20 protein-coding genes are annotated in these 24,124 nt (G+C 60.4%); 4 read left to right on the forward strand and 16 right to left on the reverse strand.

The genetic code is table 11. The annotated features are described in order from the left end of the window. Positions 1–173 precede the first annotated feature (173 nt). Positions 174–698: a GNAT family N-acetyltransferase gene (locus tag NKI25_RS09960; protein ID WP_023675972.1), complete on the reverse strand. Its 525-nt coding sequence runs from the start codon at positions 696–698 to the stop codon at positions 174–176. Between the two features lie 91 nt (positions 699–789). Next, positions 790–1,596 (reverse strand): hypothetical protein, encoded by an 807-nt coding sequence (locus NKI25_RS09965; protein WP_352577334.1) that lies wholly within the window; start codon positions 1,594–1,596, stop codon positions 790–792. Between the two features lie 204 nt (positions 1,597–1,800). Between NKI25_RS09965 and NKI25_RS09970 the strand changes: the two genes are divergently transcribed. Next, positions 1,801–3,216 carry an adenylate/guanylate cyclase domain-containing protein gene (locus NKI25_RS09970; RefSeq protein ID WP_023675969.1) on the forward strand — a complete coding sequence of 472 codons (1,416 nt, stop codon included), beginning with the start codon at positions 1,801–1,803 and terminating at the stop codon, positions 3,214–3,216. Positions 3,217–3,253: 37 nt separating this feature from the next. Here the strand turns inward: NKI25_RS09970 and NKI25_RS09975 are convergent, their stop codons facing one another. The 8 genes from NKI25_RS09975 to NKI25_RS10010 form a co-directional block, all read right to left on the reverse strand. Then, entirely contained in the window at positions 3,254–3,733 is a 480-nt protein-coding gene (locus NKI25_RS09975; RefSeq protein ID WP_023675968.1) for a class I SAM-dependent methyltransferase, read from the reverse strand. A 207-nt stretch (positions 3,734–3,940) separates the two neighbouring features. Then, on the reverse strand, positions 3,941–5,122 hold the full coding sequence (locus NKI25_RS09980) for an ABC transporter permease (protein WP_352594339.1): 1,182 nt from the start codon (positions 5,120–5,122) through the stop codon (positions 3,941–3,943). Further along, positions 5,119–6,117, reverse strand: a complete 999-nt coding sequence (locus tag NKI25_RS09985; protein ID WP_352570080.1) for an ABC transporter permease — start codon at positions 6,115–6,117, stop codon at positions 5,119–5,121. Before NKI25_RS09985 ends, NKI25_RS09980 begins: the two co-directional genes overlap by 4 nt. Positions 6,118–6,119: 2 nt before the next feature. Then, positions 6,120–8,018, reverse strand: coding sequence for an ABC transporter substrate-binding protein (locus NKI25_RS09990; protein ID WP_352570081.1), 1,899 nt, complete (start codon positions 8,016–8,018; stop codon positions 6,120–6,122). Next, positions 8,015–9,910, reverse strand: coding sequence for an ABC transporter ATP-binding protein (locus NKI25_RS09995; protein ID WP_352570082.1), 1,896 nt, complete (start codon positions 9,908–9,910; stop codon positions 8,015–8,017). The genes NKI25_RS09990 and NKI25_RS09995 overlap by 4 nt, the downstream gene beginning before the upstream one ends. A 148-nt stretch (positions 9,911–10,058) precedes the next feature. Continuing rightward, on the reverse strand, positions 10,059–11,399 hold the full coding sequence (locus tag NKI25_RS10000; RefSeq protein WP_352450254.1) for an adenylate/guanylate cyclase domain-containing protein: 1,341 nt from the start codon (positions 11,397–11,399) through the stop codon (positions 10,059–10,061). Between the two features lie 45 nt (positions 11,400–11,444). Then, positions 11,445–12,788 carry a nucleotide sugar dehydrogenase gene (locus NKI25_RS10005; protein WP_352594338.1) on the reverse strand — a complete coding sequence of 448 codons (1,344 nt, stop codon included), beginning with the start codon at positions 12,786–12,788 and terminating at the stop codon, positions 11,445–11,447. 105 nt (positions 12,789–12,893) lie between these two features. After that, positions 12,894–14,072, reverse strand: a complete 1,179-nt coding sequence (locus NKI25_RS10010) for a DUF3095 domain-containing protein (RefSeq protein ID WP_352457190.1) — start codon at positions 14,070–14,072, stop codon at positions 12,894–12,896. A 74-nt stretch (positions 14,073–14,146) separates the two neighbouring features. Here NKI25_RS10010 and NKI25_RS10015 point away from each other — a divergent pair, with 74 nt between their 5' ends. Both NKI25_RS10015 and NKI25_RS10020 read left to right on the forward strand, forming a co-directional pair. Further along, on the forward strand, positions 14,147–15,235 hold the full coding sequence (locus NKI25_RS10015; RefSeq protein WP_352570085.1) for a glycosyltransferase family 4 protein: 1,089 nt from the start codon (positions 14,147–14,149) through the stop codon (positions 15,233–15,235). Next, positions 15,232–16,056 carry a polysaccharide deacetylase family protein gene (locus NKI25_RS10020; protein ID WP_352570086.1) on the forward strand — a complete coding sequence of 275 codons (825 nt, stop codon included), beginning with the start codon at positions 15,232–15,234 and terminating at the stop codon, positions 16,054–16,056. Before NKI25_RS10015 ends, NKI25_RS10020 begins: the two co-directional genes overlap by 4 nt. 1 nt (position 16,057) lies before the next feature. Here NKI25_RS10020 and NKI25_RS10025 read toward each other — a convergent pair whose 3' ends face one another. The 4 genes from NKI25_RS10025 to NKI25_RS10040 all read right to left on the reverse strand — a co-directional run bounded on the left by NKI25_RS10025 (position 16,058) and on the right by NKI25_RS10040 (position 20,694). Continuing rightward, on the reverse strand, positions 16,058–16,912 hold the full coding sequence (locus NKI25_RS10025; protein WP_352570087.1) for an MBL fold metallo-hydrolase: 855 nt from the start codon (positions 16,910–16,912) through the stop codon (positions 16,058–16,060). Between the two features lie 122 nt (positions 16,913–17,034). Continuing rightward, a complete protein-coding gene (locus NKI25_RS10030) occupies positions 17,035–17,484 on the reverse strand; it encodes a cyclic nucleotide-binding domain-containing protein (RefSeq protein ID WP_023675957.1) in 450 nt (149 codons plus the stop codon). A gap of 157 nt (positions 17,485–17,641) precedes the next feature. Then, positions 17,642–20,356 carry an ABC transporter transmembrane domain-containing protein gene (locus NKI25_RS10035; RefSeq protein WP_352570088.1) on the reverse strand — a complete coding sequence of 905 codons (2,715 nt, stop codon included), beginning with the start codon at positions 20,354–20,356 and terminating at the stop codon, positions 17,642–17,644. Positions 20,357–20,373: 17 nt separating this feature from the next. Next, positions 20,374–20,694 (reverse strand): hypothetical protein, encoded by a 321-nt coding sequence (locus NKI25_RS10040; RefSeq protein WP_352570089.1) that lies wholly within the window; start codon positions 20,692–20,694, stop codon positions 20,374–20,376. Positions 20,695–20,824: 130 nt separating this feature from the next. Here NKI25_RS10040 and NKI25_RS10045 point away from each other — a divergent pair, with 130 nt between their 5' ends. Next, on the forward strand, positions 20,825–21,493 hold the full coding sequence (locus tag NKI25_RS10045; RefSeq protein WP_352450272.1) for a class I SAM-dependent methyltransferase: 669 nt from the start codon (positions 20,825–20,827) through the stop codon (positions 21,491–21,493). Positions 21,494–21,704: 211 nt separating this feature from the next. On the opposite strand, the gene NKI25_RS10050 is transcribed toward NKI25_RS10045, so the two are convergent. Next, on the reverse strand, positions 21,705–22,883 hold the full coding sequence (locus NKI25_RS10050; RefSeq protein WP_352828563.1) for a glycosyltransferase family protein: 1,179 nt from the start codon (positions 22,881–22,883) through the stop codon (positions 21,705–21,707). Continuing rightward, positions 22,880–24,124 carry a glycosyltransferase gene (locus NKI25_RS10055; RefSeq protein WP_352782296.1) on the reverse strand — a complete coding sequence of 415 codons (1,245 nt, stop codon included), beginning with the start codon at positions 24,122–24,124 and terminating at the stop codon, positions 22,880–22,882. Before NKI25_RS10055 ends, NKI25_RS10050 begins: the two co-directional genes overlap by 4 nt.

Raw genomic sequence — 24,124 nt, forward strand, 5'->3', positions numbered from 1 at the left:
GCCAAGCGAGACCAGACTTGCTGGATGCGGCCGGCCCACACATAGATCGTCAACTCGATTAAGATGGCGTGAGACGAAATGGCCGTATCCTACGCAGCTCTCCATGAGCAATCACCTGTTCGCTCCGCACGAATTGTCAGACTGGCTAAACAGCTAACGCCAAACAGCGGATCTTAGAACCGCAGCCGGGCCATGCTCAGGAGGTCGTGGTACTGCCCGTCGGTAAAGCCGGCCTTCACATGCCGGCCTTCGATCTCAAAGCCGTGGCTCTTGTAGAGACGGAGGGCCGGTTCGTTGTCGGCATAGACGGTCAATTCGACCCGCTTCAGGGCGCGCCAGTTGTCGGCCACGTCAAGCAGCGCGCCAAGTATGGCAGAGCCGATACCTTTGCCGACAAAGGCATCGTCAAGGCCAACATTGATCTCGCCGATATGCGAACGGCGCGGTGAACCCTGCACGACCAGGCTGCCATGGCCGACGACCTTGCCGTCCAGCTCGGCAACGATCCAGGTGGTTTCCTGGCCGGACTTGGCAATGCGCCGCGCCACCTGCTCCACCATCTCGAAAGGCATCCTGAACGTGCCCCAGCGGAAGCCCGGCATGTTGAAGATAGCGCAAAGCGCCTCCGCATCGCTTGGCCGGACGGACCGCAGCAGCGGCTGGATTTTCTCGGAGGGTGGCGAGGTCGTGCTGGTCATGGCGTTCCCGGCGAAGGCAATCGGCCCGGTACGATGCACCGGACGCCACCTGAAAATCCAGCCGTCTCTGACCTATGATGCCGATTGCGAGCTAAAAATACCGGGAGGCGGCGTAGAGTTTGAAGACGCCGCTGATGCCTATCCAGCCGAAAAGGGCGAGCCAGCACAATGTCCCGGTCGCCGTCCAGTCGATCCGGTGCACAGCAGCGTCGGTGATGACGACGCCGAGGATGGCAAGCAGGCCAACCAGAAACTGCGCCAACCCGAGCACCAGCAGTTCCTCGCGCGGCGCGCTTCTCCAGACGAGATATATACCGCCCGCACCGGCGAGGAAGATGGCGCTGTAGACCTGAGCGTGGAAGGCATCGATCGGCCATGGCCAGATGCCACTGAATGTCAGGGGAAACAGCAACAGGCCGACGCCATAGAGCCCAAGGATCGCGGATTCCGCCGGCATGTAGCCGCTCCATGCGGGATTTAAGGTCACGCCTTTTGCAGAAGGACGGGCCCTGGCCCGCCACAGGAACAGCCCGGATACCGCGACCGAAGCAAGATAGACCAAAAACCACAGCCAGGGTGCTTTGCGCTCGAAGTTGAAATAGCCGAGATTGATGAACGAAGCCACCGACACGATGACGGTGAAGATGAAGGCCATGACGAGCACGAGCCTGCCGGGCGACCAGCGATTCCAGACCAGCAGTGCCGCCATCACGACCATTTCGGCGGTGTAGAAGCCACCGAGGAAGCGCGCATTGAACGGCGTGACGGCCCAAGGCCAGCCCGGTTTCACCAGCGCAGGCATGAAAAACAGGCCGGCGCCTACGATCAGGACGATGATGACCACCGCAGAAAAAAGGCGCAGGGCCGCGGGAAATGGCGGATTGTCGGATGTCGGCATGGGAGAAAATCCCAAAGATGAATGCTCCATGGACCATCATAGTGCTGCTTGCGGCCGGTTAAAATCCGCCGAATGGAAATTGAACGGTCACCAGGCTTATCCATTCGAATGGCCGTACGGTCCGTTTCGAAGTAAGATGGAGCACTCGGACCAAAGACCGGTCCGGTCAAAACGCCTCGGGGTGCATTTTCCGGAGCCTGCACGATGAACGAAGCTCAGGATCTGTTCTCACTTCTGCGACAATCGGCCGATGTCGATCCGCAGGCGATCGACGCGATCAAGCGAACCATCGCGGAGGGCGAGGACCGCGAACTTTGCCGCATCAATGCGCCAGCCTTCGCCAGCAAGCATGGCCTCGACGAGGAGCGCGCAATAAGCGCCTTTCTCCATGCGGCGCGGGTGGGTATCTTCGACATTTCCTGGAATGTACTGTGCCCCGGCTGTGGCGGCGTGCTCGACACCAACGCCACGCTGAAAACCCTGCAAAAGGACGAATACACCTGCGCGCTGTGCTCCGAGGGCTATTCACCGACCCTCGACGAGATGGTCGAGGTGACATTCACCGTCAGTCCCCGCGTGCGCAGGATTGCCGCCCACAATCCACACGAACTGCCGGTGGCGGAATATTTCCGCCAAATCTACTGGGCGTCCGGCGTCGATCTGCCGGAAGAGGATTTCGCGAAAAAGCTAGAAGCGTTCTCGCTGGAGGATATCGAGCTTGCGCCCGGTGAAAAGGCGGTTCTGCCCATACAGCTTCCGTCCGAATTCATCATCGTCTTCGAGCCGGTCACCCATTCAGCGCAGTTCATCGACGGGAAGGGCGAACCAACAAAGGAGCGCCGGAGCCTCTCTTTGGCCTTCGACCGCGACCATGTCCAGAACCAGACGCTGGAGATGCAACCCGGCCCGTTGCGCATTTCGCTGGAAAACCGGACCGACACCCGCGTGCTGCCGACGGTCTTCATCGCCGGCCAGGCATTGCATGATTTCCTGGGAAAACGCCGGCCCTTCCTGACCGCCAAGCGCCTGCTCACCAACCAGACGTTCCGCGATCTCTATCGCACGGATACACTCGACATCAACCAGCGCCTGAAGATCACCAGCCTGACGTTCCTGTTCACCGACCTGCGCGGATCGACCGAGCTTTACGAGCGGGTGGGCGACCTTTCAGCCTTCGATCTCGTGCGCGAGCATTTCCAGGTTCTGCACGAGATCGTCACGGCGGAGGCAGGCGCGGTGGTGAAGACGATCGGTGATGCGGTGATGGCGACCTTCGCGACGCCTGATCGTGCGATTGCTGCAGCCCTCAGGATGCGCGATGCCATGCGTACGCTCAACGACAAGAGCGGGCGCGAGGATCTGCTGCTCAAGATCGGAGTCCATGCCGGCCCCTGCATCGCCGTGTCTATGAATGAGCGACAGGACTATTTCGGCCAGACGGTCAACATTGCTTCGCGGGTCCAGAACCTTGCCAACGCACAGGCGATCTTCGCCACTCGAGCGGTGGTCGACGACAATCTCACCGCCGATCTCTTACACAGGAACGCGCTGACGCCCGTGCCCCACGAGGTCTCGCTGCGCGGCATTGGCCGGGAGATAGCAGTATACACGATCCCCTGAAGGCTTGGCCCCTGAAGATTTGGCTCGTCCCGGCCCCTCACACGCGCCTACAGATAAAATAACGATCGGCGGGAACCGAAGGTGGCGGCGGGAGGCGTTGCAACTGCGGGTGATCTAGCGGCGTGCCGCTGACCGCGATGCCGCCGACGCGAAGCAGGCGCGCGGTCAGATCGGGAAGCCAGGTAGAGGTCACTGCATCGCAATCTTCATAGCCGGTGCCGATGTCGGCATGAACAAGAGCGGCGTCGATGCCAATGAACCTGCTCGCCGTCTCGCGTATTTCGCCGAGCACGAGGTTTTCAGCTTCGGGAATTGAGCTGGCGTGTGCGGCAAGTGCGCGGTCGAACGCTACGATCCGGCGTCCGGGCAGGCGCTCGCGCAGATGGTGGAACGTCCGGCCATTGCCGAGGCCGAGCTCGAGCACAGGCCCCTCCATCTTCGCCACCTCGGCGCAGACATGATCAAGTATGTCGCGCTGTGCGGTCATCCTCCGGATGAAACTGTCAAGGCGACTCATGTGCGATTGTATGTCCAGAACCAGTTCACGAAATCAACTGCCCCCGACCAGAGCGTTTCGCGGCTGAAACCCGAGGCCGACGTGTTAAGCCCCGATCGAGTCTTGCCGCGTGTAGAGGCGGACGATGAACACTGCAACAAGCGAACAGTTGCCGACAAGGATCATACGGGTGGAGTCGGCGGCACTGCGCGCGGCGGAATAGCGCTGTCACTTGTAGGGGTCCGCGGCGTCCCGCAACCCGTCGCCGAGGAAGTTGAACGCCAAGATGACGAGAACGACGGGGAGCATCGGCAAAAGCAGCCATGGATAGAACGCGATCACGCTGACGCTGCGCGCCTCGGTGAGCAGGATGCCCCAGCTGGTTATCGGCGCCCTCAGGCCGAGCCCGAGGAAGCTCAGCGCCGTCTCGCCCAGGATCATGCCGGGTATGGAGATCGTCGCCGTCGCGATCAGATGCGACATGAAGCCGGGAATGAGATGCCGCCCGATGATGCGGCTGCTTCTGGCGCCCATCAATTGCGCGGCCAGAACGTAATCCTCCTCGCGCAAGGCTAGAAGCTTTGAACGCACGGCCCGCGCCAGTCCGGTCCAGTCGAGCAGCCCGAGGATGACGGTGATGCCGAAATAGATCAGGATCGGACTCCAGGTTATCGGCATGATCGCCGCCAGAGCCAGCCATAGCGGAATGCTGGGGATCGATTGCAGAACTTCGATTATCCGTTGGACGATCAGGTCGAAGATACCGCCGTGATAGCCGGCCAGTCCGCCGATGACAATGCCGAGCAGGAAGCTGAAACTGATGCCGACGAGGCCGATTGTCAGTGAAATGCGTGCGCCATAGATGATGCGCGAGAGCACATCGCGCCCCAGCCTGTCAGTGCCGGCCAGAAAGAGCTGGCCGTTTTCGGCGGGGCAGACAAAATGCCTGTCACCATCGATAAGGCCCCAGAACCGGTAACTGTCGCCCTTGCAGAAGAAACGGATCCGCTGAACATCATCCTGTTTCTCGACGTAGTTCCGCTTGAGCGTGTCCATATCCAGCGTCATCTGGCGGCCATAGACGAACGGCCCGACGAACTGGCCGTTGTGGAACAGGTGCACCCGCTGCGGCGGCGAATAGATGTAGTCCATGTTGCGCGTGTGCAGATCGTAGGGTGCCAGGAACTCGCAGATCAGTATCCCGAAATAGAGCGCTGCCAGGAATATGCCGGATACAAGGGCAAGCCTGTGCCGACGGAATTTCCACCACATCAGCCGCAGCTGCGACGCCTGAAAGACCTTCGACTGCTCCGGCGTCATCGCCTCGACCGACTGCAGGTCAAAGGGCGCGATGGAAACGTAGTGTTGCAGTGGGGCGCCCGGAGCGGGCAGCGGCGATTGCGTGTTCATTTGGTGCTGCCGCCTTGCAAACGAATTCGCGGATCAAGTAGCGCCAGCGCCAGGTCGGAAATCAGGACGCCGATGACCGTCAGGAAGGCGAGGAACATCAGGAACGACCCTGCCAGATACATGTCCTGGCTTTGCAGCGCCTTGATCAGCATCGGCCCGGTCGTCTCCAAAGACAGCACGATTGCCGTGATTTCGGCGCCGGAGATGATGGCCGGCAGGATAGAGCCGATATCTGAAATGAAGAAATTGAGCGCCATGCGCAGCGGATATTTGACCAGCGCCCTGAAGGGATGAAGGCCTTTGGCCCGCGCGGTCACGACATATTGCTTATGTAGCTCATCGAGCAGATTGGCGCGCAGCCGCCGGATCATGCTTGCCGTGCCCCCGGTGCCGATGATCAAGACCGGAATCCAGAGATGGGCGAGGATCGACTTCGCCTTGGCCCAGCTCATCGGCTCGCCGAGATATTGCTGGTCCATGAGATGGCCGATAGACGTGCCGAACCAGATGTTGGCGAAATACATCAGGATCAGCGCCAGCATGAAGTTCGGAATCGCAAGGCCGAGAAGGCCGAAGAAAGTCAGGCCGTAGTCGCCCCAGCTGTATTGATGCGTGGCGGAGTACATGCCGATCGGAAAGGCGATGAGCCAGGTAAAGATGATCGTGACGAAGGAAACCAGCACCGTCAGCCACATTCGGTCCCCGACGACGTCGCGAACCGGCAGCTCATATTCGAAGGAATAGCCGAAATCGCCGTGCAGCATCCCGCCGACCCAGTAGAAGTAGCGAATGACCGGTGGCTTGTCGAAACCATATTCCTTGCGCATCATCTCGATGCGATCGGAATCCACCGCTTCGCCCTGAGCCCGAAGCTCGGCAACATAGCTGTCGAAATAGTCGCCTGGGGGAAGTTCGATGATCGTGAACACCAGTGCCGATATGACCAGCAGCGTTGGAACCATCACGGCGATGCGCCAGACAAAATATCGAAGCACGCTCAGGACTCTCCAAGCCAGAATGTATCCGGCATATAGACACCGAAATAGGCGGTCGGGTCGTAGCCGTAGAGCGCCTTGTCAGGCAGATTGCGCAGCCGCGAGGATGCCAGAACCGGCTGATGCGTTCCGTTTACCGTGCCGATCGAAAACACCTGATCGGTATAGATCGACAGCATTGAATTCCAGATCTCGGCGCGCTCCGTGGCTTCGGTCGATGCGTTCCAGCGCCTGAGTAAAGCCATCAACTCGACCACGGGCGGAAGATCGGGCGCTTCGCCGACCTTGCCACGGGACAAGTAGTGAGCACCCCAGAGCGGCCATTGCAGCTGGTCATCGACGGTTGGGGCCAGTTGGTAGGGGTTCATGTCGGCGGTCGGCACGCCATTGTCGATGCCCGACCACATCGACATCATGATCTGGCCACCAAGCGCGCGGCTGCGGAAGATGTCGCGCTGCGAAGTCCGGATGAACAGGGCGATGCCGATCTTGCGCCAGTGATCGGTGATGAGCTCGAGCGCGTCGGTTTCCAGCGTGCTTTCGCCGGCCGTTTCCACTACGAGCTGCGCCGAGCGTCCGTCGGGAAGTATCCGCAGGCCGTCATCGTCACGCGCCTGAAGCCCGACCTCGTCGAGCAGGGCATTGGCCTGGTCGGGATCATGGGCGACCCAGGCTTTCGCGAATTCCGGCCGGTAGAGCGGGCTCTCCGGCAGGACTGTATCGGCACTTTCCTGCGCCAATCCGTAGAACACAGCCAAATTGATCTCGCGCCTGTCCACAGCGAGCGAAAGTGCGCGGCGCACGCGCACGTCACGAAAAAGGCCACGCCACACCTGGTCGGCACAATTCAGATTGGGCAGCAGCGCCAGCCGCGAACCTTGTGTGCGTTTCCAGAGATGCATCTTCACCGGGTAGCGCTTCTCCGCATCCTTCAGGAAGGAGTAATCGGTGAAGTCAATTCCCATGCCTTGCAGGTCGCTCTCGCCCGCACCGGTCTTGGCGGAAATGATCGCCGACGAGCTGACATTCATGACAATCCGGTCGACATAGGGCAGTTGCCGGCCATTCTCGTCTATTCGATGAAAGAACGGGTTCCGCTCGAAGACGAACTGCTCAGCCGGCGGCTTGGTCCGGTTCTGCCAGGGATCGAGCGTCGGCAGTTCCGGGTTCTCCGGGCGATACTGCCGCGACATGCGGATATGCAAGAGCGTCCATTTCTGGGCCCGGTTCTCCTTCATTAGGCCAGCGAGCCGGAATGGATCCTGGTATTTCTTGTGGAACTGCTTGAGATAGGCGGCCGGCAGAACAAGCGATAGGGGCGAAGCAGCGGCGAGCTTGGGCAGGAAGTCGGGATTGGGCGCATCCCAACTATAGCGGACCGTCAACGGATCGACGATCTCGAAGCGTGGCGGCTTGCCGTCCGCCAGCAGGGCCGGGGCAAGCCCGCCTTGCGAAAGCTCATCGTTCAGCCAGACATCTTCCCAGCAATAGCGAAAATCCTCCGACGTCAGCAGGCTACCGTCAGACCATTTATGTCCTTCTCGTATCTTGAAAGTGAAGACACGATCATCCGCTACATCGAAACTTTCGAGAATGTCGGCTTGCAGGTTAAGCTTTTCGTCATAGCCGACCAGGCGAGCGTACCCGTAGATCGTCATCATCCGGATATCTTTCTGGCTGCCGATGATCGTGCGCAGCGTGCCGCCATATTGGCCGGGCTGCCGGCCCATCGCAGCGAGATTCAACGCGCGCGGGCGCTTGGGCAGGCGTTCGGCGAGTGCCGGCAGCGCTCTGGCCTTCAGCTGCGGCTCAAGAAATTCCGGCTCCAGATCGCCGGCGCGCAACGTGCCCGGCAGAAATGCCGAAGCCATGAGTCCAAGGACGGTGCGCCGGCTGATCAATGGCGTAGCTCGCTGACATCGGCCGAACTTCGGGCCAGCACGAGGTGGCCGCCGCCAAGATCGAGCGGCGACAGCATGTCCTCGTCGCCCTCGTCGCGGAATTGCGGTCCCCATGCGCTGGTGTCGGAAGCGCCGCTGAGTTTCAGCGTCTTGAAATCCATCGGCCTGTCGAGATCGGGGAAAGGTACTGCGGCGACCAGTGAGCGCGTGTAGGGGTGGACCGGTTTCCTAAGCAGAATTTCGCGCGGCGCGAGCTCGACGATACGCCCGCCGCACATCACCGCGATGCGGTCTGCCATGTAGTCCACCACCGCCAGGTTGTGGGATATGAACAGGTAGGTCAGGCCCAGTTCCTTCTGCAGGTCCTTCAGAAGGTTCAGGATCTGCGCCTGGACAGAGACATCGAGTGCCGAAACCGGCTCGTCGCAGATCAGGAGTTCAGGCCCCAACGCCAACGCGCGCGCGATGCCGATACGCTGACGCTGCCCGCCGGAGAAACTATGCGGATAACGCTTTATGAAGCGCGGGTCGAGCCCGATTGCCTGCATCAGGCTCTTGACCGTGGCGAGTCGGGACGCGGCATTGCCACGTCGATGGATTTCCAGCGGCTCGCTCAAAATGTTCTCCACCGTCATGCGGGGTGAAAGCGACGAAACCGGATCCTGGAAGACCATCTGGATTTTCGCGCGCAGCATGCGCAGGGCGTCTCCCTCGGCTTCCAAGACGTCGATCGGACCATCGCGGCCATTGAAGATCACAGAGCCGCCGCTAGGGGTGACAGCCCGCATGAGGATCTTGCTGACGGTGGTTTTGCCGGAGCCGCTTTCGCCGACAAGACCCAGGCACTCACCCCGCCTGATATCAAAGCTCACGCCGTCCACGGCGCGAACAGAGGTTTGATGATCTCCGCCGAACCATCCGGACTTGCGGATCGTGAAGGTCTTTGTCAGATCCCTGACCGACAGCAGGATGTCGTCCGGCCCCTTCGATGCCGGCGCCGTCTGCTTGCCGAGCAGGTTCCCGACATTCACCGGCACCTCGCGGAGCGCCTTTAGCCTTTCGCCGGGCTTCAGGTCGAAATGCGGAACGGCTGCCATCAGGCCCTTCAGGTAAGGGTGGCCCGGCCGGCGGAATATCGCCTCCACAGGTCCCGCTTCCATGATCTCGCCATGGTACATGACCACCACCTCGTCGGCGACGTTGGCGACTACGCCAAGGTCGTGCGTGATCAGCAGCATCGCCATGTTCAGCTTCGTCTGAAGCTCGCGCAGCAATTGCAGGATTTGCGCCTGGATGGTGACGTCCAACGCCGTCGTCGGCTCGTCGGCGATCAACAGCGCGGGCCGGCAGATAAGCGCCATGGCGATCATGGCGCGTTGACGCAATCCTCCCGAAAGTTCAAAGGGATACATGTCATAGGCGCGCTTGGGGTTGGGAAAGCCGACAAGTCCGAGCATTTCCTCGGTCCGCGCCTTGCGCTCCACCCAAGCCATGGGCGTATGAATCTGCAGGGATTCGCTCACCTGATTGCCGATCGTATGCAGCGGCGACAGTGATGTCATCGGCTCCTGAAATATTTTGCCGATGCGGCTGCCTCTCAACGCCCGGATTTCGAGTCCGTCACGCGGCATCTGCAGGATATCCTGCGTCGTGCCGGGCTTTTCAGGATCGGAAAACAGGATACGGCCGCGAACATGGGCTGTGTTCGGCAAAATGCCCATCACTGCCTGGCTGAGAACCGATTTTCCGGAACCGGACTCGCCCACAAGCGCGGTAACCTTGCCGGGCAGGACGCGAAGATTTGCACGCCTGACGGCATGCAACGGTCCCCCTATAATGGCAAAAGAGATGCCAACATCCTCGATCCGCAGCAGATCAACGCCCAAATTCATTCTCACACCAGCCCCCACTCTGGCAGGTCCAGAAGGCGAGACTATCGCATTGCCAGCCTAGAGCAACTTGGATTCGAACAGTCGCCAGTTCCCTGGCGGAACCGGCGACCGGACTGTTACCAAACGCGTTCGGATCAGATCGTGGCGGTTACTGGAGCTTCCTCGGGTCGCCCGCGGACGGCCGCGCGGCATTGCGATGAAGCAGCATGACCTGCTCGGCGTCCGATATTCGGTCGTAAATCGGCTCCAGCGCACCGTCTTCGTCGAGCGAGAGAGTACCCGACAAATCGGGTGAAAGCACCGTTAGCTTCTGCCTGATGCCCGCCAGTTCCTCCATGCCGAGCGCCAGCCAGTTGTTGGCGCCGCAATAGCCGGCGAAGTCTTTGCTGGCGAGAACGCTGTGCGGATATTTCTTGGTCAGGGTCTGGAGGCGCTGGACCTCGTTTACAGCCGAGCCGAAGACAGAGAATGTGAGCCGGTCGGTAAGCCCGACATTGCCGAACATCACATTGCCGACATGCAGGCCGATACCATAGTTTATGTCGCTCAATCCCTGCTGCTTTCTGCGCAGATTGAGATCCATCATGCGCGCGGTGGCCTTGTGCGCTGCTGCAAGAGCAGCCTGGCAGGCGATCTCGGACTGTGAACGGTGCCTTGCGCAAGGGTAGACGGCAATGAAGCCATCACCTATGAAACTCATGATCTGCCCGCCCTTGCGATTGAAAGGTGCAGCAGCGGCGTCGAAAAACTGGTTCAGCGTATCGATATAGACTTCGCGGCCGGAGGTTTCGGCAAGTCTTGACGACCCGCGCATGTCGCCCATGACCAGTGCCGCCCGGATTGTATCACCCTCGCCGCGCTTGATCTGGCCGTCGAGCACGCGCCTGCCGGCGTCGCCGCCGAGATAAGTGGTCATCATGTTGTCGGCAAGCTTGGTGAGCACCGCCATCTTGGTTGCGATAGCGAGATGGTTCTGGATGCGCAGCAGCGCCGAAATCATGCTGTCGCTGAAGCCTGCAGCACTGTCGGTGGACCAAGACCCGATCATGCCCTGACTGGTGTTGCCGCTGAAGGGATGGACGAAAGCCATGTAATCGGTGACGCCCATCAGCTTGAGGTCATCGAAAACAGGAAATTCCGACGGCACCGACGGGTCGAGCCGGCGCCGCAGATGGTCGAGCTTGTGGCTGAGCAGATGGTAGTATGGGCTGGTCAGGAATCTGTCGGAATGAACGCCGTTCTCCTTGCGGAAGCCTTCCACTTCCAGGCCCTGGCCGCGGAGCCAGGTGAAGCCGAGCGCGTCATAAAGCGGATGAAGCATCGAAAAGCTCAAATGCACCCGCTTCAACGGCAGGCCGGCAGCAGCCAGCCGTTCACAAAAGCCCCTTACCAATGTTTCCAGGTCGTCGCCCGCCAACGCCGATTGGGTCAGCCAATCGGCAACCTTATCCATGAGAATGGCAGAAATTTCTGCTTGCGCTGTGCTCATGCTATCTCGAAATCTCCTTGCACAAATTCGCCGGCTCGGACGCCGTCAGGCCTTCACCACCGTCTCTCGGGCTAGCCCGAGGCGGCCAAAAATATTGCGTGTGTCGACGATCAGTAGAGCGTGATCCGCGATCGCCTGATAGTCGATCGCGTCGTGGTCGGTTGCAACGACGACAGCGTCGAAATCCTTCAAGGCCACATCGGTCAATTCGACCGAGCGACGCCCCTTGATCGCCATATGCTCCCGTGTGGCCGGGATTTCGGTAACATGCGGATCGTGGAATTCCGCCTTGCCGCCCCATTCCTCGATGAGTTCAATGAGCCGCAATGAGGGGCTTTCGCGGATGTCGGGCACATTCTTCTTATAGGCGAGCCCGATGATGAGAATGCGCGAGCGGCTGAGCGCCTTGCCGCAGTGCCGGTCCAGCGCCTTCGCCAGTTCATCGACCACATGACGCGGCATGGCCGTGTTGATCTCTGCCGCCAGCTCGATGAAGCGGGTCGGCAGTTCGTATTCGCGAGCCTTCCACGTCAGGTAGAAGGGATCGATCGGAACGCAGTGCCCGCCAAGTCCAGGGCCAGGATAGAACGGCATGTAGCCGAAGGGCTTGGTCTTTGCCGCCTCGATCACCTCCCAGATGTCGATTCCCATCGCACCGAGCACGATCTTCAACTCGTTGACGAGGGCTATGTTGACCGAGCGGAAGATGTTTTCCGTCAGCTTGACCGCCTCGGCGGTCGCCGTGGTGGAAACCGGAACGACGGTCTTGACCACGCCATGGTAGAAAGCCTGCACGAGCGTCGCCGCTTCAATGCCGTCACCTGCCACGACCTTGGGGATCGTCGCGACTTCAAAGCTGCGGTTGCCGGGATCCTCGCGTTCGGGCGAGAAGCCGAGGAAGAAGTCTATCCTCGACTGCAAGCCGATTTTTTCCAGGATGGGCTTGATCACGTCGTCGGTGGTGCCGGGATAGGTGGTCGATTCCAGCACGATCAGCTGGCCGAGACGCAGATGCTTCGCGATGGTGCCGGCGGTGTTCCTGACAAAGGAGAGATCCGGCTCGCGGTGTTTCGTCAGTGGTGTCGGAACGCAGATGATGATGACATCGCAGACGGCCAGTTCGGCAAAATCCGCAGTGGCGCGGAACCGTCCGCTCGCCACCTGGCCGGCAAGGGCTGTCGACGTCACCGCCTCGATGTAGGATTGTCCGTTGTTCAGGCTCTCGACCTTTTGGGCTTCGATGTCGAAGCCGCAAACAGGGAAGCCGGCGCGTGCGATCGCAACCGCCAGCGGCAACCCGACATAGCCCAGTCCGATCACGCCGACTTGCGCGGCACGCGTCGAAATCCGGTTCAGAAGACGGTCATATGTCGATCGTGAGGCGTCCAAAAATCTGCTTCCCGTCAATTCGGACAGGCCGTCCGCTTCCATGGTGAGGCTCACCGCTCACAAGAGCCCCGAGGCATATTGCGGAAAATCGATGTCCGCAAGCCGTCAGACCGGCACCTTCGCCTTAAGGCTTGCGGCAGCCATCGCATAGCCGCCGGCGGCGCCATCGATGAAATGAACGTGATCGCGCTGCAGCGGCGATGCGACGAGGCATGTCATCAAGGCCGATTTCTGGCGGTGCAGGCCATAGTTGCAGATGCCCGCCTCTTCCGCCTGTTTCAGCCGGTTCTCGATCCGTTGCAACACATCCGCGTCAACGTCGATGGTCATCTTTAAGCCATCGTCGAACTTCCGGAAATCCGAATTGCTGGCCACTTCGCGTTTGTAGATCTTCGGATCGAATCTGCCGATCGTCCAGCCATATCTATCCGTAACAGCCGTAAGCGTCATCAGGAACACTATCCACAGCTTCGACAGCCATCGCCGTCCTGCCGGCGCCGTGGCCCGCGCCTCGATATCGAGGCCGGCGGGCAGCAAACTGTAGTCCGGCCCGTTCACCGGCACCGGGTGGCCATCGCGTTCCTGCCTGCCGGCAAGGGCGATGATGTCGGAAACCAGAAACTGAAAACCGCGCAAGTCGCGCGACGCCCCCGGTATGGCTATGATCGAGACGATTTCGCCATGCCGGGCTTCGATCGGGTTCCAGCGGCACGAGAGGCCGGTCAGGTCCGGCCGCGCGCCGGCCGGCGCAGGATCGATGCGGTAGCGCCCCGCTTTCATCTCGGCTTCCGCCCAACTGCCGCCACCTCCGGCGAACATGGCATAGAAGACCGCATCGGAGGCCTGGAACCTCGCCACGCGAACGTCGAGGCCTTGCGCTCTTATATCCTTTATCGGCACGATTGCGGCACGCAAGGTCAGATCCAGTTCGTCCGCCACCCATCTCTGGACAGCCGCCAGCGCGTTGCGGGTGATCTCCAGCGCCGAGCCGGGAAACGCCACGAGCGCGCCGTCGCCGCCGAAGACAAAGGGAAGATCTTGCCTACCCAGCGCATTGAGCAGCGCCGAAATGACGCTGGCACCGGCCATATTGACGGTTTTATAGCGCCCCGCCTCGATCGCCTTGGTCGAGCCGACGATGTCTGCGGTGGCCAGCGCCCAGCCATCGGGGAGAGGCCGATAGTTATCAATATCGGCAACGCTTTCAAACTTTGCGAAGACCGGCAGAGAAGCAACAAACGGATCGGACGCGGCAGCTGTTTCCATGAGCATCAGATAGCACATTCCAGTGCTTGAGGGTGAAGTCGATCATGCTTCGAAATTGACTTGCGCAGGCTTTCCGATGATAGGGTCCGGCGATGCGAATTGCCTTCTATGCGCCGCTGAAGTCGCCCAATCATCCCGTTGCCTCCGGCGACCGCCAGATGGCACGGATGCTGGTCAAGGCGCTGGAGCATGGAGGACATAGCGTCGAACTGGCATCCGAATTGCGCTTCTATCTACGCGAACCGGATTGGAAAAGTTTCGATGCGCTCAAGATCGAGGCCCGGGAGGAAGCCGCGCGGCTGGCAAGGCTTTGGGATCGTGACGGCAAGCCCGATCTGTGGTTCACCTATCATCCCTATTACAAGGCGCCCGACCTGATCGGGCCCGAACTGGCGTTGGCCTTTGGTGTCCCCTATGTGACAGCGGAAGCCTCCCATTCGAGGCGGCGCAACACCGGTTTGTGGGCCGATACGCAAGCGTTGGTGGCGCGAGCCGTCGAACAGGCGGTGCTGAACATCTGCTTCACGCAAAGGGATCGTCAGGGACTGGCAGATGCGGTACCCGACGCCGCTTTCGGCATGCTTTCGCCCTTCATCGACACCTCGCTATTCCGGGAAACGCCGGCACGGGGTTGTCCGACGCGCCTCGTTACCGTCGCCATGATGCGCCCGGGCGACAAAGTCGAAAGCTATCGCATGCTGGCGCAGGCGCTCGGTTCGATCGGTCACCTGCCCTGGACCATGTCGGTCGTCGGGGACGGACCTGCCCGCGAGGAGATCAAAGCGCAATTCGCCGGCTTGCCCGCCGAGCGTATCGAATGGCTTGGCGCGATTGAGCCAGCCGCCGTGCCGGATGTCCTCTACAGTGGGGGAATTTACGTCTGGCCGGGTTTCGGCGAGGCCTATGGCGTTGCCTATCTTGAAGCACAGGCCGCCGGCCTTCCGGTTGTGGCTCAGGACGTCGCCGGCGTGCCGGAGGTCGTCCGGAATGGCCAGGCCGGGTTTCTCACCCCGCCGGACGATGTGGCGGCGTTCGCTTCTGCCATTGAAAGGCTTCTGGCCCGTAACGACGAAAGATCCATCATGGCCGCAGAAGCCAGACGTTTCATCCTCGAAGAACGTTCTCTCGGTGCTGCAGCGGCGCGTCTGGCCGAACTTCTTGCGAAGATCCCGGTCTCATGACATCCGATCAAATCTGGCAACCCTTGGTGGAGGAACTGGCGAGCCGGCAGCGGGCGGACCGTAAGGCAGAGTTCTGGCTGCGCGACGATGACGCCGTGGATCCGACGCCTGCGCTTGATCGGTTGCTCGACCTCACCGGTGAATTCGCGGTTCCGGTGACTCTGGCCGTCATTCCCGCCCTGACTGACGAGAAGCTTGTCGTTCGGCTTGACGAGGCGCCGCATGCCACGGTCGCCATCCATGGCTGGGCGCACCGAAATCATGCGCCCGAGGGCCAGAAGAAGCAGGAGCTCGGCGCGCATCGGCCACGCGAGGCGGTGCTCGATGATCTGGCTCGCGGGCTGGCGCACGTAACCGGCCTGCACGGCGCACGTGCCGTTCCGATGCTGGTGCCACCCTGGAACAGGATCGACGCCGGCTTGGTATCCGACCTTGGATCGATAGGATTTTCGGCATTGTCGGTCTATGGGCCGCCAAGGCCGGCTTCACTTGCGGTCATCAACAGCAATGTCGACATCATGGATTGGCATGGCACGCGCGGCTGCCGCGATCATGGCCTATTGGTTCAGGCTATCATCGCGCAATTGCAGCATGCATTCGATGGGGGCGAACCGGTGGGCCTGCTCACCCACCATCTCGTACATGATGAATCGGCCTGGCTCTTCCTCGAACGGCTGTTCACAGTCACCGCACAGACTGAAGCCTGCGCATGGCTTCCGATCAGGACATTGATCGGGCGCAGCGCCGGTAGAACAATTCCAGGAAAGTATGAACGGTTTCCGTCCGGAATTGCGTCAAAACAAAGAGATAGAGGAAAATAGCTCAGCGCCTTTTGCGCAATGAGACTGGAAGTTTGAGCGTCTGGCCATCCCGCGCGGCAAAAGCGCCGGTAAACCTGTCCTTGGCCAGTTTCTGGATCTTGTCCAGTTCCTTGTCGGTGCGTGTCGGATCGTGGTGAAACAGCGCAAGCCTCCGCGCACCGGCCGCCTCACAGAGCTTGACGCCCTGTTGCCAAGTCGAGTGCCCGTAACCGCGGCGGCGTTCCATTTCCTCCTCGGTGTAGGTGCAATCGTAAATGACGAGGTCGGCATCTTCGATCAGGCCGAGCACCGCCTGATCGAGTTTGTCCGGCTCGTGCTCAGTGTCTGTGATCACCGCCACGACGCCGCCGCCCCATTCGACCCGGTAGCCTATGCAGCCGCCCGGATGCATAAGACTGCCGGTTCGGACCACCACCCCTTCGCGCGGGCGAAGCACGTCTCCGGATACGAAATCGCGATAGTCGAGGCTTGCCTTGCAGGCCTCCAGTTTCACCGGAAACCACGGCGGCCGCATGAACTCATCGACCATCTGCCGGGTCGTCATGTGTCCTGCAAGATGCCCGGACCAAAGCGTAACCTTGGCGCCCCGGTCATAGATCGGCGCAAAAGACGGCAGCCCGATGATGTGATCGTAATGGCAATGGGTGAAAAGCAGGTCGAAATCGGTCACGCCCAACGCCTGAAGCGCCGCGCCGGCAGGCCGTAGGCCAGAGCCTGCGTCGAACAGAAGCGTATGCTTACCGCATCGCATCTCGACGCAGATTGAGTTGCCGCCATAGCGAGAGAATTCTGGCCCTGATACCGAAATGCTGCCGCGGACACCCCAAAACCTGACCAGGAAAACGTTGTCGTCCATGCTACCCCTTCGCCCATCATATCCAAACAACTGCTGCTAGGCGAGACAGGCTTTCTCCGGGTGATCTTCTCAGCGAGAGGACAGTGCCGTCACGACGGCGAGGATCGAGCGCACGTCCTTCGTTATTTGGCGCTTCGTGCGTCGATCAGATCCGCGGTCGTATGGCTTAGGCGATCGGCAAGAACCCGCAATATCTCGATGGTCATTTCCGGGAACTCCCTCATAAGCCTCAGGAAATGATCCTTGCGGATTCTCAGGGCTTCCAGCGGACTTGCCGCTCTGACGGTGGCAGTGCGGGAGCTGTTGCACAATATGGCGATCTCGCCAACGATCGAATTTGGCTCCAGTTCGGCAACTTTTATCGGTCCGCTGTCGGAATCGACAAGAATATCCGCCCTGCCTGAAAGGATGACATAGGCGGCGTCTCCCTCGTCGCCCTGCCGGAAAAGGATCTGGCCGGCGCTGTAGCTCACACGATCGGATGTGAACGCAAGCAGCTTGAGCTTTGTCGGCTCGATGGCAGAGAACAAGGGAACGCGTTGCAGCATTCCAACTTCATCCTTGAGCAGCATTGTCGCAAACCTTCCAAAATTCGCGTTTGCCAGACTAGAGCAACGGACGCCCAGATGGAATCAATTCTCTTTCCGGGATGGCGAGACAAACCACGCGAAAGGTGGCGAGCCCGATATCGTGCACCGGCAGAATGATCCCATTTGAATGTCCGTTGCTCTATGACAACAGTTCCTTGAAGATACCGTTCCCTGCCAAAAGTGTCTCGTGTGTTCCGTCTTCCGCCAATTGACCCGAGTCGAAGACGATAACGCGATCGAACATCATCGCCATTGCCGGATTCGTCACGACCCACACAATTGCCGGCGAATGGCCGTCGCGCCTGGCTTCCTCGAGCACATTTCGCAGCACCTTATCCTGCATGCGCTGGTCTAGCGCCGACAGCGGCCGGTTGAGAATGAGAAAATCGGGACGCTTGAGCAAGGCCCGGGCAACATCGAGCTTCTGTCGCTGTCCACCGGTCAGCCGCCTGCCGCCGGAGCCGACGTTGAAGTCCAGGCCGACATCCAGAAGTTCGCCATAAAGCCCCAGTTCGTCAAGAATGTCATAGACGATGGAGCGTATGCGGTCGGGCGCGTCGGGATGATTGTTGCCCACACGCCCGAACAGGACATTATCCATGACGGTGGCCGCGGCAATGTATTTGGCAGGATCATACCGTTCGACCGCATTGTGCAGCTCGGGCGGCAGGTCTTCATAGAACCGGTTGCGTGCAGCGACGATCTTGCTCATCAGCTCGTCGCTCAGCAGGCCGAAGCGGTGCCGGGGCTCGATGTAGGCAAAGCTCAAGGTGACGATCATGGCGCGATCGTTCTCCGAAACCGCCTCGTAGGGACGGTTCTTGAGCCGTTGCAGCAAGGTTTCGTAGGCGGGTATCTCCTCCGCGCTCATGAAGGCGAGCTGCTGGAAGAACTGGTGATCGGGCGGCAGGTCGGCAAACAGCTCGATCGCCTGTTTGGCGATCTCCAAGCCCATTTCGTAGAGCGTGCGGTCGAGGCCGGCTTGCCTCAGCACGGAAGCAAAATAGGGATTGGCCGCCAGGGCCCTATCGGCCAGTTCGGGGCCGGCGGCAGCGCCGAAGAGCAGGTTTTGGCCGATCGTTGCTTCCTTGTTGTAGGCGCCCGGTTCGAAAGGAACCACCAGTCCGCTCAGCCCCTCTTGTTCCAGCCGGGTCCGCAGCGCCGCACGCAGTTCGACGATCCGCCTGGCAAGCTCCGTGTGACGCGTGAGGTCGGCCGAAGAGCGCAAGCCGAGATCCAGAATGTCACGCGACAGAACAACCGCGTCGAGCACCCGGCGCACGGCTTCAAAGAGGTCGTGCGGGCCGGTAGCGCCAGCGGAAGCATAGTTGATCCAGTCGCTGTGGATATCAAGATCCGGATTGCCCGACCGGCGCGCCTCGTGAATGTTCCAGCGGTGCTGATCTGCCGCAGCACCGTCATAAGGCACCGATGTCAGCGGCGCATGCTTCAACCCGTAGAGCAGGTTGTCGCGGAGGCTTGCCTGGAACAGGAAAACATCCGACGAGGCATACGACATGCGCCGGCCGGTTACTGCTTCGGGGAGTTCAAGCAGGTCGTCGGTGCCCGAAGCGACCCTTCCGCTGTCCGGCCAGTTCAGCCGCGCGAAGGCTTCTGCAAGCGCCTCCGCTCCACCTGTTGCGGTACTGACCAGTGCCACCGTCTCACCCGGCTTGACCTGGAGGGAGATACGGTTGAGGAGCATTGCACCGCCATCGTCTGCTACGGACAGATTGATCGCCGACAGCGGCTTGGTCATCGGATCGGGATCGTCGATCGTCAATACCCCGATTTTCGGCGCGATGAGACCTTCGACGGTGAACTGTTCAACGACCTGTTGATATTTGACCTGGACATCCTGCCGATCCTGATCCCAGTCGATCAGTTCCTTCATCGGTCCGGGCAGGTCCTTGTAGGCGCCGATCACGGCCACGAGCTGGCCGACGTCCAGCCGCCCCTGGAGGACCAGATACCCGCCGATCATGTAGAACAGAAAGGGCGTGAGCTGCGCGAGAAAATTGTTGAGGAACTTCACCATGAATTTCCATTGGTAAAGATCGAAGCGGATCTTGAAGATGAGCCCGAGCCGGGCAGCTATGTCGGCGCGCTCGTAGTTTGATGTATCGTGGACGTGAACCGCGCCGATGCCGTCGACGATTTCGCCAACCCGGCCCGAAAGCGCGCGCGCCGTCAACTGCCGTTGGCGCCCGAGCACGATCAGCCGCCGCCGCATTCGCGGGATGAGCACGATCTGGATCGCCACGATCACGACCGCTATCATTCCGAGCCAGACGTTCTGGATCATGATGAACAGCATGGCCGTCAGCGCTTGGCCGCCGAGCAGTACCGGCTGCAGGAAGGCGTCGCCGATGAAGCCGCCCAGCGGCTCCACCTCGTCCTTCACCATGGTCGCCACTTCGGCGGATTTCACCCGCTTGAAGTAAACCGGCGGAAAACGCAGCACACGGTCGACCAGATCGAAGCGGATACGCCGCAGCATGCGTTCGCCGAGGCGGCCCTTGTAGGTGTTGATGTAGAATTTGAACAGGCCGTTGATGACGACTAGCAAGAGGAACACAAGGCTCAGGGCAAACAGGGTCTCCTCGCGGTCGAGCTGAAAACCGGAGAAGAACTGGACCTCTCCAATGAACGGCAGGTTATAATGTAGCCTCATGAATGGCTGGGTCGCGCCCGGTTGCTCGAAGCCGCGACCTTGGATCGGTCCGTTGACGATCAGCTTCGGCAGGTCGAAGGACATGAAATACGGGATCATCGAAAGCACGACGATCATCAATATCCAGAGCTGCTGCTTCTTGGTGTGCGTCCAGATATAGCGGGCTAGGCTGGCTTCCATATGCGACTGTGGACCCTTCAGTTGGAAGGATGCAGGATGTAAAAGCACCTGCTGGCGAATGGCGTATCGGCAATTTCTTCATCGCCAACGACAAGTTCGAAGCTGCTGTGCACGGACCTTGTCCTGCGCTCAACGATGCAAGGAACCTGCGAGGCGGCGCGATCCAGTTCCGGCGCATGGTCGATGGCAACGACATGGGCATTGTTGATCGGCGAAGAAAGCAGCTGGCCAAACGGTCCGCGGCTTTCGTAGGGCTTTGGCGAACAGCCGAGCAGCACGAGGCCGCAGCTGCGCGGCTGGTGCTGGCGGATGGACGCCGATGATCCGGACAGATGCAACAGGCTCTCTCCGGCACCGGGCAATAGCCAAGCGGCTTGCAGCATGATCACGTCCGCGGAATCAAACAGTCTTGCGGAAGGCAAGATTGCGTTGTGTCGCCCAAAATCCCAACATACAAGACGAATTATGATGGATGTCACGCAACCACGCAATGCCATGGACTGGCACGAGCAAGCCTTGGACCTCACGCGGGGAATTGCTGCTTATGTCAACTGCCCTCTCGTGGCAGGCCTGGCGCGCGTCGTCGCCAAGCATCCGAAGGCCGATATCGCCAACGCCTTCAACCACAAGCAGGTCGCCTGCAAGATGTGGGCGCTCGACAGGCTGTTCGAAAGCGGCGGCGGCCGCTTCGGGCGCATATGGGTTCTGGGTGGATGGTACGGCGTATTGCCGGCAATGCTTTTCAACGACGCTCGCTTCGACATCGCGGCGGTCGATAGCATCGACATCGATCCCGAAGTCGCGCCGGTCGCCCGGACCCTCAACCGGGAAGCCGGCGACCGGTTCCGGGCGCTGACGGCAGATATGTACGCACTCGACTATGCGGCCGGGCGGCCCGATCTGATGGTCAATACGAGCTGCGAACATATAGCCGATCTGCGCGCCTGGCTTGCTCTGCTTCCGCCGGGCACGAATGTACTGCTGCAATCGAACGATTATTTTAGCGAGCCGACGCACATCAACTGCGTGGCTTCGCTTGCAGCCTTCGAGGAAATGGCGGCGCTACGGGAGGTGCGGTTCTCCGGCGAACTGCCGACAAAAAATTATACGCGCTTCATGCTGATTGGAACTGTTTGATGCATTTCGCCCAAAAGCGCGTAGCGGTTTTGGGACAACGACACGCATAAAAACAGGACTTGAAGCGCGTCGCACGAATCTCACCAGACGCGACGCGTTAGAGCATTTGCAGGAAAGTGTGGAAACGGCTTTCCGTCCGGAATTGCGTCAAAACAAAGAGACAGAGCGGTTCTGCGTGAAACGATGAACCGCTCTAGGATCTATCGTCTACTTAATCATGAACTTTTCCGAAACCGGGCCCCACATTTAGGGACCATGTTCGATGCCGCTCGCGCAGGATTTGCGCGGAGCGATGCGCGCCTTCCAGATCGAGACGATGTGCGGATGGCGTCGGTTCCACAAGCGCTTGTTCGATCGCTTGCGCCAAACCTTCAGGCGTCAGGTCCTTTTCCATCAGCACCGTTGCAAGACCGAGTTCTTCGAGCATCAGGGCGCGAACCGTCTGTTCGGTTTCCCCGCCCGCTGCAAATGGGACGAGCAGGGAGCGACAACCCGCGCGCAGGACATCGCAGACCGTGTTGTAACCCGCCTGCGAGACTGACAGGCGGGCGCCGGTCAGCAGGCTGGCGAAATCCTCGCGGAACCGGAAGATGGACAGGCCCGGCGTGGCATCGCGTGCGATCGCGTCAAACTCGTCTTTCGGCAGGTTTGGGCCGGTGATCAAACACCATTTCCAAGCGTTGTTGGCATTCCGCGCCGCTGCGATGGTGGATCTGACAAGGCTCTTTCCGGCAGCCCCGCCGCCAACCGACACCAGAACGTCGAAGCGCTCGGAGGCCGCGGGCGATGGCGGCGCGGCAACGAGCCCCGTGTAGGTGACCTCGGCCCTGATCGCCCCAGCCAGTGGAAATGTCTTGTCGATGGTTGCGAAAGCCGGATCGCCGTGGACCATAACAAGATCGAAATGCCTGTTGATGAGATCGACCGTTTCCTCGTTTCGGCCCAGCTTGACGCGCTCCTGGAGGATATCACGGACGGACGTCGCCAGCAGTGGTCTGGGCGACGTCGCGTCGATGGCCTCGATCAGCGGCAAGAGTTCGAAACGCATCTGCCGGCGTCCAAATGGAAACGCCTCGACAATGACGATATCAGGCCTGCAATCCCGGAATGCCTGCAGCAGCATCTCTGAACGCCATTTCTTGAAATCATCGTCGATCGGGTTGCCTTGCAGGTCGACAAGTCCCGAAAATCCTTCATCACCGGAGGTGACAGGTGGCAGGGTTACAGATTGTACACCCAATCCCGGAAACCCGGCGATCGGCGCTCCGCCGGTCACGACGGTAACGTCAAACCCGTCATCGACCAGAGCCGCCGCAATGCGGCTGGCGCGCGCGAGATGGCCGATGCCGAGCAGGTGCTGGACATAGAAGAAAGCGCGCAGCCGCTTCATTCGGCGGCCCGCCACTCCCGCTCGAACAGTTCCTTGAGCTGTCCAATGCTTGCCATATGATCGAAATTGCCGCGCACGCGCCGCTCTGCGGCGTCGCCGAGGCGGTCGCGGAGCACGGGATCACGGATCAGGCGCTCCAGCGCCTGTGCCAGGGCAATCGGGTTTTCCGTCGGAACCAGCAACCCGGTTTCATCCGGCGATAAAAACTCCGGCACGCCGGAAATATCGGTCGACACGCAGGCAAGCCGCTGGCTAGCCGCCTCCACCAGAACGTTCGGCAGACCGTCGCGGTCGCCATTTGCGGTGATCCTGCAGGCCAGGGCGAAGATGTCGGCGCGGCGGTAGTGCTCAAGCACCTCCTCCTGCGCTAGCGCGCCTTTCCAAGAGACGCGACCATCCAGGCCGAGCTTTTGCGCCAGCGCCTTGAACCGTTCCAGTTCTTCGCCGCCGCCGATATGCTCGAAACGCCACGCCAAATCGCCGGGCAACAGGGCAAGGGCCTCCAGCAACGTATCGTAACCTTTCTTTTCAACGGCGCGCCCGACACTCAGAACGACAACCGGTTCGTCCAGAGCCGAGCCGTCATGCTGCTTTCGCGCCTCGCCGTAACTGCCGAAGCGATCAAGGTCGAGCCCATGATAGCTCAGATGCACAGACGAGTTGCCGTTAGCGAGTTTTTTCAGACGGTCGAAGCCGGTTTTCGTGCAAGTGACCGTCCAGCGCGCCGAGGAAAGCTTGCCGGCCAGATCCCAGTCCGCCGAAGTCCAGATGTCCTTGGCATGGGCCGAGCAGGTCCAGGGCAGGCCACGAAGCTGGCTGGCATAGCGCGTCACCGATGCAGGCGTGTGCGCGAAATGTGCATGCAGCCAGCCCGCGTTTTCCGGCCATTCGGCCGCCAGCACGAGCGCTTGCCCGAAGCGGCGCGCGCGATTGCGCGTAAAGTCGCGGGGCATATCGGCAGCCAGCGATCCGAGCGCGCGCCAGAAGCCCGGACGCAGCAGACAGGCAAACAGCGAGCGAAGCACGCGCAGCGGCTCTTCATGCAGATATTCCGGCAGATAATGGACGGGCGCTTTGATCTCGTCATGCACGGGGTGGCGTTTTTCGTCGGTCGGCCGCCTGAGCGCGACGAGTATCAGGTCGAACCCCGCACGCTCAAGACCGAGCAGTTCCTGCGCGATGAAGGTTTCGGACAGCCGCGGATAACCCTTCAGAACCACGACGATCTTGCGATGTTGCAA

This window comes from Mesorhizobium sp. M0808 (assembly GCF_040320025.1).
In the GTDB taxonomy this organism is placed as follows: domain Bacteria; phylum Pseudomonadota; class Alphaproteobacteria; order Rhizobiales; family Rhizobiaceae; genus Mesorhizobium.